Source organism: Mycobacterium innocens (genome assembly GCF_900566055.1).
Classification (GTDB): domain Bacteria; phylum Actinomycetota; class Actinomycetes; order Mycobacteriales; family Mycobacteriaceae; genus Mycobacterium; species Mycobacterium innocens.
Genome location: NZ_UPHQ01000104.1, coordinates 1 through 12,518, shown reverse-complemented (window position 1 = coordinate 12,518; position 12,518 = coordinate 1). Strand labels below are relative to the sequence as shown.

The following is a 12,518-nucleotide window of genomic DNA, read 5'->3' as shown; positions in this document are numbered from 1 at the left end:
CGGGGCGCTAACCGCCCAGGCATCCCGGACCGAGCAGCTCCTTGAGGTCCCCCATCAATGCCGGCGAGGGCGTCACCCGCAGCGACTGATCGAGCTCCAGCGTGGTGATCCGGTCCCCGCTAATGAGCCGCAAGTGCACCTGCGAGGTGCCGGGATGACGCGCCAGCACCTGCTTGAGCGCCGTCACCTTGTCGAAGGTGCACTGCCGGGTAGGCAGGCTGACGGCCAGCGGCCGCTGCGCCTGGGCGTTGGAAAAATCGGGCACCACAAGCTCATTGGCGATCAACGAAACCCGGTCGTCACGGATCGCGACTTTGGCGTTGACCAGCACCACGGCGTCGTCGGCGATGTCGGCGCCGTAGCTGGAATAGGTGTGCGGGAAGAACATCACCTCGATTCCACCCGTGAGGTCTTCCAATTGCGCCGAGGCCCAAGGCATTCCGTTCTTGTTGACCCGTCGGTTGACCGACGCCAGAATGCCGCCCACCCGCACCTGGGCGTCGTTGGGCACATCACCGTCCAGGATCGCCGGAATTGCGGTATCGACCTGGCCGGCCAGCAGGTGTGCCACCCCGTTGAGCGGATGCCCGGACACGTACAGCCCCAGCATGTCCCGTTCCAGGGCCAGCTTGTGCTTGTCCTCCCACTCGTCGTCGGGGACCTTGATGGTGAACACGGGGTCCGCGGTGCCGGTCCCGTCGTCGTTGCCGCCGAACAGGTCGAACTGCCCCATCGCCTCGGCCTTCTTGGTGCCCAGCACCGAGTCCACCGCGTCGGTGTGGACCAGGAAGAGACCCTTGCGAGCATGGCCCAGCGAGTCGAACGCCCCCGCTTTGATCAACGACTCGGTGACCTTCTTGTTGCACGCCGAGATGTCGATCTTGTTCAGGTAGTCCGAGAAGTCGGTGAATTTGCCTTTGTCGTTGCGGGTTTGGATCAGCGAGCCGACGACGTTGGCGCCGACGTTCCGCACCGCGCCCAGGCCGTAGCGGATGTCCTCGCCAACCGACGCGAAGTTCAGCCCGGACTCGTTGACGTCCGGCGGCAAGACGGTGATGCCCAGCTTGCGGCAGTCGGCCAGATAAACAGCGGCCTTGTCTTTGTCGTCGCCCACCGAGGTCAGCAGGCCGGCCATGTATTCGGCCGGATAGTTGGCCTTGAGGTAGGCCGTCCAGTAGGAGACCAGCCCGTAGCCGGCGGCGTGCGATTTGTTGAACGCGTAGTCGGCGAACGGCAGGATGGTGTCCCACAGCGCCTTGATGGCGCCTGCCGAGAAGCCGTTGGCTTTCATGCCGTCGGAGAAGCCTTCGAACTCCTTTTCCAGTACTTCGCGCTTCTTCTTGCCCATGGCCTTGCGTAGAATGTCGGCTCGGGCCAGCGAGTAGCTGGCCACCCGCTGCGCGATACGCATGATCTGCTCTTGGTAGACGATGAGGCCGTAAGTCTCGGCCAGGATCTCCTCGAGGGGTTCCGCCAGCTCCGGGTGGATCGGCTTGATCGCCTGCCGGCCGTTCTTGCGGTCGGCGTAGTCGCTGTGGGCATTCATACCCATCGGGCCGGGGCGGTACAGGGCGAGCACCGCGACGATGTCTTCGAAGCCGGTGGGCTGCATGCGGCGCAGCAGGTCGCGCATCGGCCCGCCGTCGAGCTGGAACACACCCAGGGTGTCGCCGCGGCCCAGCAGTTCATAGGTGGGCTTGTCGTCCAACGGCACCGATTCCAGGTCGAGGTCAATTCCCTTGTTGGCCTTGATGTTGTCGATCGCGTCGCCGATGATCGTCAGGTTGCGCAGACCCAAGAAGTCCATCTTCAGCAGGCCGATCGCCTCACACGACGGGTAGTCCCAGCCGGTGATGATGGCGCCGTCCTGCGGCCGCTTCCACAGCGGGATGGCCTCGGTCAGCGGCTCGCTGCTCATGATGACCGCACAGGCGTGCACGCCGGCGTTGCGGATCAGGCCTTCCAGGCCGAGTGCGGTCTGGTAGATGGTGCGGACGTCCGGGTCGGTTTCGATCAGGCCGCGAACCTCCGCGGCTTCCTTGTATCGCTCGTGGGCCGGATCGGTGATGCCCGACAGCGGAATGTCCTTGGCCATGATGGCCGGCGGCAGCGCCTTGGTGATCCGGTCGGCAATCGCGAAGCCGGGTTGGCCGTAGTGGATTCTGGCCGAGTCCTTCAGCGCCGCTTTGGTTTTGATGGTGCCGAAGGTGATGACCTGAGCTACCCGGTCGTGGCCCCACTTGTCGGCGGCGTAGCGCACCATCTCACCACGTCGGCGGTCGTCGAAGTCGATATCGATGTCGGGCATCGACGTGCGTTCGGGGTTGAGGAACCGCTCGAACAGCAGACCGTGCGGTATCGGGTCGATGTCGGTGATACCCAGGGCGTAGGCGACCAGGGAGCCGGCGGCGGAGCCGCGGCCCGGTCCGACGCGGATGCCCACCGACTTCGCGTAGCCGATCAAGTCGGCGACGATCAAGAAGTAGGACGGAAAACCCTTGGCGCAGATCACATCGATCTCGTATTCCGCGCGGGCGACGTAGCTGTCGGGCGGTCCGTCGGGGAACCGTCGGCGCAGCCCCGCGGCCACCTCGTGGCGCAACCAGGACGCGGGGTCGTGGCCGTCGGGAACCGGGAAGACGGGCATCCGGTCACGCGGCGTCCACACGTCGGCGTAGGACTGCACCCGCTCGGCGATCAGCAGCGTGGAGTCGCAGGCGCCGGGGACCTCGTCGTCCCAGATCTGGCGCATCTCGGCGGCGGACTTGAGGTAGTAGCCGTCGCCGTCGAACTTGAAGCGATTGGGGTCCGACAGGGTCTTGCCGGTTTGGACGCACAGCAGCGCTTCGTGGTTGTGGGCCGCGTCGCGGGTCACGTAGTGGCAGTCGTTGGTGGCCAGCGGTGGAATGTCGAGGGTGCGGCCGATGTGGAGCAGTCCCTCGCGGACCCGCCGTTCGATGGTCAGCCCGTGATCCATCAGCTCGAGGAAGTAGTTGTCCGGGCCGACGATCTCGCGCCATCTGGCCGCCGCCTCCAGCGCCTCACGCTCCTGGCCGAGGCGAAGGCGGGTCTGCACCTCACCCGAGGGACAGCCGGTGGTGATGATGATTCCCTCGGCGTGCTCGGCGATGAGCTCGGCATCCATGCGCGACCACTTGCTCAGCTGGCCCTCGAAGGAGGCCAGCGACGACAGCTTGAACAGGTTGCGCAGGCCGGTGGCGTTCTCGGCCATCATCGTCAAGTGGGTGTAGGAGCCGCTTCCCGAGATGTCGTCGGCCTTCTGGCTCGGGTCGCCCCAGAAGATGCGCCGGGTATCAAAACGAGAAGCGGGCGCGATATACGCCTCGACACCGATGATCGGTTTGATCCCGGCCCGTGTCGCCGAGTGGTAAAACTCGCTGGCGCCGAACATGTTTCCGTGATCGGTCATCCCGATCGCCGGCATCTGCAGCCGCTCGACCTCGGCCAGCATGGGGTTGATCTTCGCGGCACCGTCCAGCATCGAGTACTCGGTGTGGTTATGCAGGTGCACGAAGGACCGCGAAGATGAACCGCTCATAGGGACGCCAGTCTATGACTGAGCACCGACGGCTTTCGGGCGTGTCGCAGAGTGTGTCTTGTGGTCGCTAGGCATACAGCTCGACGAACTGCTGCAGCGACTTTTCCACGTCGCCCTTGACGGCTCGGGCAGCCGCCGAACCCACCGGCCCGAACAACGCACGACCGCCCAGCTCGAGGCGCAAGCCGAGGCTGGACCCGACCTTGGTCGGCGTGACCGTGAGGGTAACGCCGTACTTGGCGCCGCCCTTTCCGGAGCCGGACAGCGCGACCTCGTGCGGCGGGTCCCATTTGGTCACCGTCCACGTGACCCGGTTGCGCATGCCCTTGGCCCGGGCCACCCCCACGATTTCGATGCCCTCGCTCAGTTCCTCCGGCAGCTCGCTGCGCCATCCCTCGTGGATCACCAGCCAATCGCCCAACTCCGACAGATTGGAGACGTGTTCCCAGGTGCCGTGGGGAGTCATCGGGACGTCGGCGGTCATCTCAACGGAGGCCATCGGATGAGCCTAACGTGGCGACGATGCGGGCCGTGCGGCCCGCTGAGGAGCGCGGCAATCGAACCCAGCCGTGGCGACGATGCGGGCCGTGCGGCCCGCTGAGGAGCGCGGCAATCGAACCCAGCCGTGGCGACGATGCCCGGCGGCTCGTCACAATCGTCACACCTGTCTCTGCCCGGGAGGATGCACTTTGTGCCCACCTAGTAGCGACACCTTCAGGCGCTCCCGATGACGCCACGACTTGTCGCTACTAGGTGGGCACATCGCGTCCTTCCCTGCCCAGGGACTATTGAGACTGCTGAGACACGTGAGTTGACACCAGCCGGCCTAGCGACCGGGCCCGCCGCGCAGCCGGTTGCCGATCCTGATCGCGGGCAGCAACAGGGTACGCGGTAGGAATCTGCCGCCGGTGCTGACCAACTTGGGCACCGCGCCCGGCACCACGGTGCGTTTGCCGGCAAGCATCCCGGCGATCGCGGCTTCGGCGACCTCCCGCGGCGACACCTGCGCGACGGGAATGCTGAACCGCTCGGCACTGGCGATCTCCGCCCACTCGGTAGGAACCGGGCCCGGGCACAGCGCCGTGACGGACACACCGGTTCCGTGCAACTCCTCTTGGACGGCTTCGGAGAAGGTCAGCACAAAGGCCTTGGAGGCCGAGTACACCGCCATGAAAGGAATCGGTTGGAATCCGGCGATCGATGCGATGTTGAGCACCGCTCCCGCGCCGCGCTCGACCATGCCGGGCAGTGCTGCGCGGGTGAGTTCCATGAGGGCCAGCGCATTGAGTGTGACCTGCTCACTTTCGCGTTCCGGGGACAGCTCGTAGAAACGGCCGCTGGTGCCGAAGCCCGCGCTATTGCACAAGCCGGCGATCTCGTAGGTACCCAGGCGATCGGCCAGCTGCGCTCTGGCTTGCGCATCGGCCAGATCGAGCGGCAAAACCTCGACACCTACCGAGAATTCCGCGCGCAATTGATCGGCGAGCTCCTCGAGGCGCTCCCGGCGCCGCGCCACCAGCACCAGCGGAAAGCCGCGGCGGGCCAGACCGCGAGCCAGTTGGACGCCGATGCCGGAAGAAGCACCGGTGATGACCACCGTGGCCTGCTTGTTCGGTTTGGGAAGACTCATGATTTCACCAATGTATCCCTCGGGTCGCCTGGACGAACGTTTCGCTTCTCTTGTCGAGTTCTGATGTGCCCGTTGGAGTTTCGCCTCCTTTGGCCGCAGCGGAATCCCTGAACATGCTGAACGCCCGGTTGCGTACCCGGTCCATGACGGCCGGGTTGACAGCGTCGGCCACAGCCGCGAACTGTCCGAAAGGAGAGCTTGCCCGCCGCGGCCGGTGCACGATCGCATCGGTGATCACACCGGCCGCCTGATCCGGGGTCAACGTGGGGAATTTGTCGTAGATCGTGGTCGGGCTGATCATCGGCGTCCGCACCAGTGCCATATGCACGGTGGTGAACCGGACGTTGTCGCTGACCGTCTCGGCTTGCAGCGCGTCGCACAGGCTGTCCAAAGCGGCCTTGCTGGCGATGTAGGCGCCGAAGCGCGGTGCTCGAGTTTGCACGCCGACCGAGGAGACGTTGATGATCTGCCCGAACTTGCGTTCCCGCATACCGGGAATGAACTTGAGAATGAGCTGGACCGCACCCAGATAGTTCAGTTGCATGGTCCGCTGGTAGTCGTGAATCCGGTCATAGGACAGCTCCAGCGAGCGCCGAATTGACCTCCCCGCGTTGTTGATCAGGATGTCGACCCGTCCCAGATCGGCGAGTACCTGGTCGGCCATGGTGGCGATGGCGTCCATGTCGGACAGATCGCACGGGTACACGTGCGCCGCCCCGCCATTGCCGCGGATATCGTCGGCGACCTTTTCCAGGTTCTCCCGGGTGCGCGCGACCAGAACCACCTCGCCCCCGGCTTCGGCGATCTTCTTCGCGGCCGCCTCGCCGATGCCCGACGACCCGCCGGTGATGAGGACGATCTTGCCCTCAACCGCGTCGCGCAGTGTCCGGCCCTGCACCGCGTCGAGCAGATTCCTCAGATAGAAGGGCCGGTATCGCCCGGCGGAGTTCGGCGTGTTGACGATGTTGGACACCGTCGCGAACGGCTTCTCGACGAGGTTCGCTAAGTCACCAAGATTCATCGGTTGTCGCTCCTGATGGCGGTGTGGTGGATGTGGCAATGGTCATGAAGCAAACCTAGGGCATCGGTCAATGACCGGGACCAACCTGTCGGCATACGAGTCCGCCAGGCGCCTGGCCGAACCGCGGGACGCGTCGGCGTTCTACAGCAATCGACTTGTTACAACTGATAATCCGGGCGTGATCGGTCCCTAACGGCCAGGCAACGCCGACGTGCTCCCCTGACCGGATGGGACTACTGTCACGTTTCCGCAAGCGCGCGCCGATCACGATCTACGACCAGATCGGCGGGTACCAGGCGATCGAGGTCGTCGTCGAGGATTTCTACGCTCGGGTGCTCGCCGATGACCAACTCGCCGGCTTCTTCACCGGAACGAATATGAGCCGTCTCAAAGGCAAACAGACGGAATTCTTTGCCGCGGCTCTGGGCGGGCCGGAGCCATATACCGGTGCGCCGATGAAGCAGGTGCATCAGGGCCGTGGCATCACCATGCGCCACTTCACCCTGGTGGCCGGGCATTTGGGCGACGCGTTGGCCGCAGCCGGCGTCCCCGCTGAGACGATCACCGAAATCCTGAAAACGATCTCGCCGCTGGCCGCCGACGTCGCGTCGGACGACAGCACCACTGTCAGCGTCTGAGCCGGCCCGAAACGGTTGCCAACCCACCGATGAAAGGTCAGCGCCGCGCCACCGCCACGAGTCGTCGCTGCAGGTATTTGACGACCCCGGCGTCGGTGCTCAGGTCAATGGCCGCGCGGTAGGCCTTGGCCGCCGCTGCGGGACGACCGGCTGTGACCAGCAGACGGGCTCGCGCCGCCCAGGCTGGCTGAAACCGCTCGACCGCCGGGTCGGCAATCGCATCGAGGGCGCTGAGCCCTGCGTCCGGGCCGTCGAGCTCAGCGCCAACAACCGGCCGTAGGACTCGCGAACCAGCCCGGTGACCCGAGCCTGCACCTCGCTCAGGCTGGTACCAGCCCTTACCGCGAGCGTAAGTGACTGCGACAGAACGGATTTCGACGGATCCCCACTCGGCTGCGGGGCATCGTCGCGCCGACGCCAGGGCCGCATCGAGGTCGGGCACCTCAATGACGAACACCCCACCGAGCCGTTCTTTGGTGTCGGCAAACGGCCCGTCCTGAGTCTGCGGGACACCGTTGCGCGCGGTGAAGAACGGCGCCGTGCGGGGGCCATGTCTTCCTCACTCAGCCCGATCTCGCCGCCCTCCTGATAGTGCATGAGTAGGCGGTACTGCATGACGGTGTTCCTTTCCGACTCGATGGTGTCACCGTTATGACGATTGACGCGCCATCAGATCGACAGGTGCAACAACCATGCGGCGACGCGGGGATCACCCCTCGGCTCGTAACACATCCAGCGCGTGCTGAAGATCCGGCGGGTAAGGGCTGACGATCTTGATCCGGCGGCCATCGGCCGGATGAGCGAAGGCCAGCGACCGGGCGTGCAGCCATTGCCGTTCCAGGCCAAGTCTTTTCGCCAGCTTGGGGTCGGCTCCGTACACCAGGTCGCCGCAGCACGGATGGCGCAGCGCGGCGAAATGCGCCCGTATCTGGTGAGTGCGTCCGGTCTCCAGCTCGACGTCGAGCAGGCTGGCAGCGACGAAAGCCTCCATGGTGTCGTAGTGAGTCACGCTGTGGCGGCCGTTCGTGGTGACCGCGAACTTCCATTCGGGGCCGGGGTGGCGGCCGATCGGTGCGTCGATCGTCCCGCTGGACGGATCGGGGTGTCCCTGCACCAGCGCGTGATAACGCTTCTCGACGGTGCGGTGCTTGAATGCCCGCTTCAGCACGGTGTACGCCCGTTCCGACAGCGCCACCACCATCACCCCGGAGGTGCCGACGTCGAGGCGATGCACGATGCCCTGCCGCTCGTGCACACCGGATGTGGTGATGCGGTAACCCGCCGCGGCAAGACCGCCGAGCACCGTGGGACCGGTCCAGCCCACCGATGCGTGTGCGGCGACAGCCGCCGGTTTGTCGACGGCGACGATGTCGTCGTCGGAATACAGAATCGTCATGCCTTCGATGTCGACGGGTGTGTTTTCCAGCGGTGGCGGCGCCTCGGGCAGCCGAACCTGCAGCCATGCCCCCGACGTCAGGCGGTCGGACTTGCCGGCCGGCACGCCGTCCAGGTGCACGCCACCACCCTCGGCGATGGCCGCCACGGCGCTGCGGGAAAGTCCGAGCAGACGGGCCAGCCCGGCATCGACGCGCAGACCCGCCAATCCCTCCGGGACGGGCATCGAGCGGTCGGTCATCAGTGCTGATCGGCCTTGCGCCGGCCGGTGTCCCCGTCGGCCTTGCCCCGACTCGGCGTGGCACGGTCGGGTCTGCGCCGACCTACCGAGTCGAAATCGAAGCCCAGGATCGACAGGACCACCAGCAGGATCGCACCACCGACCACCGACGGGTCGGCGACATTGAACACCGGCCACCAGCCGACCGACAAGAAGTCGATGACATGTCCCCGAAGCGGCCCGGGGGCCCGGAAGAAGCGATCAACCAGATTGCCCATCGCGCCGCCCAGAATCATCCCCAGCCCCAGCGCCCACCACGGTGACACCAGCCGTCGTCCCATCCAGAAGATGCCCACGACGACGCCGGTCGCGATCAGCGTCAGTACCCAGGTGTAGCCGGTCGCCATGGAGAATGCGGCACCGGAATTGCGTACCAACGTCCACGTCACCGTGTCGCCGATAATCGGAACCGGCTGGCCCGGCGGCAGCAGCTTGACGGCCAGCACCTTGGTGACGATGTCCAGTGCCAGCACGATCGCCGCAACTGACAGCAGCAAGCGCAGCCGCCTAGGAGGCGGCGGCGCGCAATCCTCAGGTTCCCCGGTATCCCCCGCCGTAGTAGGCGGATCGGCTGATCCTGTTGGTTCGTCGGGCACGCCACCATCATCCCCTAGTCCAGTGACAGCGCCCACATGCGGATGGCGGTGCCCGGCATGCGGGATGATCCCAGCATGGGCCGCCTCAGCGTGATCACCACCGGAGGGACGATCGCCACCAGCATCGGCGCCGACGGAGTGCGCCGTCCGTCGCGCAGCGGGGCAGAGCTGACCGCGGCGGCCGGCGCAGACCTCGACATCGATGTCGTGGACCTGATGGCGCTCGACAGTTCGCTGTTGACCCCGGCCGATTGGGATCGCATCCGCGCCGCGGTTCAATCCGCCGTCGATGGCGGTGCGGTCGGTGTCGTCATCACGCACGGCACCGACACCCTCGAAGAAACCGCGCTCTGGCTGGACCTCACCTACTCCGGCGACACCCCGGTGATCGTCACCGGCGCCATGCGCAGCGCCGACGCCGCCGACGCGGACGGTCCGGTCAATCTGCGCGACGCACTGACGCTGGCGGCCGACGCGACAGCCCGCGACCGCGGCGTGCTGGTGTGTTTCGCGCGCCGGGTGCTGCAACCGCTGGGCCTGCGCAAGGTGGCCACCGACGACCTGAGCGGGTTCGCCGGCGAACTGCTTGGCGCGGTCTCCGACACGGTGACGATGACGAGCCCCAAGCAACGCCCTTACCTCGGTGAACTGTGCGCCGCCGAGGCACCGCGGGTCGATATCGTCGCGGTGTATCCGGGAAGTGACGCCGTTACGTTGGACGCGTGTGTGGCCGCCGGCGCCCGGGCCATCGTGCTAGAGGCATTGGGTTCGGGAAATGCCGGGTCGGCGGTGATCGACGCGGTGCGCCGACACAGCGGCGATGGGGTGGTGGTCGCGGTCTCAACCCGGGTCGCCGGCGCACGGGTGGGCGCCGGCTACGGTCCCGGACACGACCTGGTGGACGCCGGCGCGGTGATGGTGCCACGGCTGCCACCGTCGCAGGCCCGGGTGTTGCTGATGGCCGCGCTGGCGGCCGGGCTACCGGTCGCCGAGGTCATTGACCGCTGGGGCTGAGACGCCGGTCGGCTCGTCGACCCGCAGCCGGCCGACATAGTCCGGCCAGTCGAGGCTGTCGACCGGGTTGGCGACGGCGAGGTCGCCGGTATCGATGGGAAAGGTCCGCGCCGGGCCCGGACCTGAACGACGAGTCTCGAACCGGACGGTGACCACGCCGTGGCCGGCCCCCTGCACCCAGCCGTGCCCGAGTTCCGGGTGGGCGACGTCGTCGCCGATGCGCCATCCGGCGCTGTCCGGTCCGCCGAATTGCGCGGCCCGTAATGTCGGGAAGTCGTGTTGGGCTTCCTCGGCCGTATCCGGTGACAGCTCCAAGTCGGGGAACAGCGACTCCTGCTGTACCTCGCTGAGCCCCGAAAAACCAACGCCGAGAAGGCGAATCGGCCCGATCTCAACGGGGTCCAGCAGCAGCCGCCGGGCCACCGCGATCAGCGCCCCCGCCTCGGTGGTCGCATAGGGCATTGTCGCCGAACGGGTCAGCGTGCTCATGTCGGCCTTCTTCAGCTTCAGGGTGACGGTGCGAGCTCCGCGGCCGTCGCGCAGCAGGCGTTGATACGCGTGTTCGGCGATCGGGTCGATAGCCTCACGCAGCTGGTCAAGGGTGGTCAGGTCGGCGGCGAAAGTGGACTCGGCGCTGATCTGCTTGGCTTCGGCTCGCTCGGCAACGGGCCGATCGTCGATACCGCGGGCCAGCCGGTGCAGTGCGGGCCCGACGGTCGCGCCGAGGATGTTGGCCACCTCGACGTCGGTCAGCGCGGCCAGCTGCCCCACGGTCTCGATGCCGAGTCGATGCAGCTTCTCCTCGGCAACCGGGCCGATTCCCCACAACCGCCGCACCGGCAAGCCGTGGAGCAGCCGCTGTTCTTCCTCCCGGCGGACCACTCGAATGCCGTCGGGCTTGGCCAGACCGGACGCGATCTTGGCGATCTGCTTGCCCGAGCCCGCCCCGACCGAGGCAACCAGTCCGGTCTCCTCGCGCACCCGTCGCCGCAAGGCTTCACAGAACGTCTCTACGTCCTCGGCGGTGGCCGCGCCGAGTTGGGGCGGTTCCCCGAATGCCTCGTCGAAAGACAGCTGCTCGACGACGGGAACCAGGCTGCGCACGGTGTCGAACACCCGGCGGCTGGCAACCCCGTACACCAGACCGCGCGGCGGCAACACCACCGCCGTGACGCCGATCAGCCGGCGGGCCTGGTGCATCGGCATGGCCGAGCGGGCGCCGAAAACTCGCGCCTCGTAGCTGGCGCCGGCGACCACACCGCGCCCGCCGAGGCCACCCACCAATACGGGCCGGCCCTGGAGTGTAGGACGGGTGAGTTGTTCGACCGAGGCAAAGAACGCGTCCATGTCCAGGTGCAGCACCCAACGGGACTCCACAACGGGCAATGCTATTCACGGCTGCCGGAACCGTCGGAAGCATCCGTCGTCTAAAGTCAGTCGGTATGGCGATGAATCTGGTTCACCGGTTGTGCTGTAACTCCGACCGCTGGGCCAGGGAAGTTGAAAGCCAGGTCTTGCCATGGGTGCTCGCCGATGTGGACCTGGGCGACAACACCCTCGAGATCGGACCCGGATACGGCGCATTTCTTCGGGTCCTGGTCGACAAGACGCCGAACCTGACCGCTGTCGAGATCGACGCCCCGATGGCGCAGCGGCTGCAGGAACTGTACGGAGACCGGGCACGCATCATCATCGGCGACGGCACCGCCACCAGACTGCCCGCCGACGAGTTCAGCTCCGTGGTTTCGTTCACCATGCTGCACCACGTGCCGACCGTTAACCTGCAAGACCGGCTGTTCGCTGAAGCCTTCCGGGTGCTGCGCCCGGGCGGCGTATTCGCCGGCAGCGACGGCGTGCCGTCTCTGGTGTTCAGCTTGTTGCACCTGCGCGACACCTGCAACCCGATCCCGCCGGCGACCTTGCCGGATCGCTTGCGCGCAGCGGGTTTTCGCGATGTCGATGTTGAGGTTCGCGACCGCAGGCAACGCTGGCGGGCGATCAAACCCGCGGCTTGACGCCAGTAACCAAGCGCCCTAGTCCTTCAGTAAGCGTGTCGGCTGGAAAGGATAGGGCAAAGGCCTTACCCTGGCTGGGTTTACGAGCTCAACGCAGCCCAGCGGGAAAGGCCCTTGTGGTGAAGAAGCTAGCGCATGAACAGAGTCGGCGAAACATCACACGCCGGCGGCGCAGGGTGGCGGCGCGGCACGCGCGGGCGGGGCGCTGGGGCGCGCAGCCAGGCCGATGCTGAACTCGGGGGTGGTGCGCTACGAGGTCGGCGCCAACATCGATGCCACCGCTTTCGGCGGGATCGCCGCGGTGCATCGGCTGGTCACCCGGTTGGGGCTGGTCGAGCGGATCGACGAGGACCTGCAGTTGCTCAAGGCG

11 protein-coding genes and 1 pseudogene are annotated in these 12,518 nt (G+C 66.4%); 4 read left to right on the top strand and 8 right to left on the bottom strand.

Translation table 11 applies throughout. From position 1 onward, the window contains the following. Nucleotides 1-7: 7 nt before the first annotated feature. The 4 genes from dnaE to EET03_RS11780 form a co-directional block, all read right to left on the bottom strand. Entirely contained in the window at nt 8-3,559 is a 3,552-nt protein-coding gene (dnaE, locus tag EET03_RS11795; protein ID WP_075542844.1) for a DNA polymerase III subunit alpha, read from the bottom strand. 67 nt (nt 3,560-3,626) lie between these two features. Next, nucleotides 3,627-4,058: a type II toxin-antitoxin system Rv0910 family toxin gene (locus EET03_RS11790; protein WP_075542843.1), complete on the bottom strand. Its 432-nt coding sequence runs from the start codon at nt 4,056-4,058 to the stop codon at nt 3,627-3,629. A gap of 327 nt (nt 4,059-4,385) precedes the next feature. Then, entirely contained in the window at nt 4,386-5,189 is an 804-nt protein-coding gene (locus tag EET03_RS11785; protein WP_075542842.1) for an SDR family NAD(P)-dependent oxidoreductase, read from the bottom strand. Nucleotides 5,190-5,193: 4 nt separating this feature from the next. Next, the gene (locus EET03_RS11780) at nt 5,194-6,210 is read right to left on the bottom strand and encodes an SDR family NAD(P)-dependent oxidoreductase (protein WP_075542841.1); all 1,017 of its coding nucleotides are present in this window, start codon (nt 6,208-6,210) and stop codon (nt 5,194-5,196) included. Nucleotides 6,211-6,437: 227 nt separating this feature from the next. On the opposite strand from EET03_RS11780, the gene EET03_RS11775 reads away from it, so the two are divergent. After that, the gene (locus EET03_RS11775) at nt 6,438-6,848 is read left to right on the top strand and encodes a group I truncated hemoglobin (RefSeq protein WP_075542840.1); all 411 of its coding nucleotides are present in this window, start codon (nt 6,438-6,440) and stop codon (nt 6,846-6,848) included. A gap of 37 nt (nt 6,849-6,885) precedes the next feature. On the opposite strand, the gene EET03_RS31410 is transcribed toward EET03_RS11775, so the two are convergent. From EET03_RS31410 to lspA, 3 genes are all read right to left on the bottom strand, one after another. Continuing rightward, the gene (locus EET03_RS31410) at nt 6,886-7,305 is read right to left on the bottom strand and encodes a YciI family protein (RefSeq protein ID WP_075542839.1); all 420 of its coding nucleotides are present in this window, start codon (nt 7,303-7,305) and stop codon (nt 6,886-6,888) included. Nucleotides 7,306-7,557: 252 nt separating this feature from the next. Continuing rightward, a complete protein-coding gene (locus EET03_RS11765; RefSeq protein WP_075542838.1) occupies nt 7,558-8,484 on the bottom strand; it encodes an RluA family pseudouridine synthase in 927 nt (308 codons plus the stop codon). Next, complete coding sequence (lspA, locus tag EET03_RS11760; RefSeq protein ID WP_075542837.1) at nt 8,484-9,119, bottom strand: signal peptidase II; 636 nt, start codon at nt 9,117-9,119, stop codon at nt 8,484-8,486. The genes EET03_RS11765 and lspA overlap by 1 nt, the downstream gene beginning before the upstream one ends. 42 nt (nt 9,120-9,161) lie before the next feature. Here lspA and EET03_RS11755 point away from each other — a divergent pair, with 42 nt between their 5' ends. Further along, nucleotides 9,162-10,133 carry an asparaginase gene (locus EET03_RS11755; protein WP_244232330.1) on the top strand — a complete coding sequence of 324 codons (972 nt, stop codon included), beginning with the start codon at nt 9,162-9,164 and terminating at the stop codon, nt 10,131-10,133. Here EET03_RS11755 and EET03_RS11750 read toward each other — a convergent pair. Then, on the bottom strand, nt 10,098-11,510 hold the full coding sequence (locus EET03_RS11750; protein ID WP_099194143.1) for a DNA polymerase IV: 1,413 nt from the start codon (nt 11,508-11,510) through the stop codon (nt 10,098-10,100). The two genes, EET03_RS11755 and EET03_RS11750, sit on opposite strands and share 36 nt — an antisense overlap. Before the next feature lie 65 nt (nt 11,511-11,575). On the opposite strand from EET03_RS11750, the gene EET03_RS11745 reads away from it, so the two are divergent. Both EET03_RS11745 and EET03_RS31405 read left to right on the top strand, forming a co-directional pair. Continuing rightward, the gene (locus EET03_RS11745) at nt 11,576-12,148 is read left to right on the top strand and encodes a class I SAM-dependent methyltransferase (RefSeq protein WP_075542835.1); all 573 of its coding nucleotides are present in this window, start codon (nt 11,576-11,578) and stop codon (nt 12,146-12,148) included. 119 nt (nt 12,149-12,267) lie between these two features. After that, nucleotides 12,268-12,518, top strand: a pseudogene (locus EET03_RS31405) (IS1380 family transposase); the annotation flags it as partial.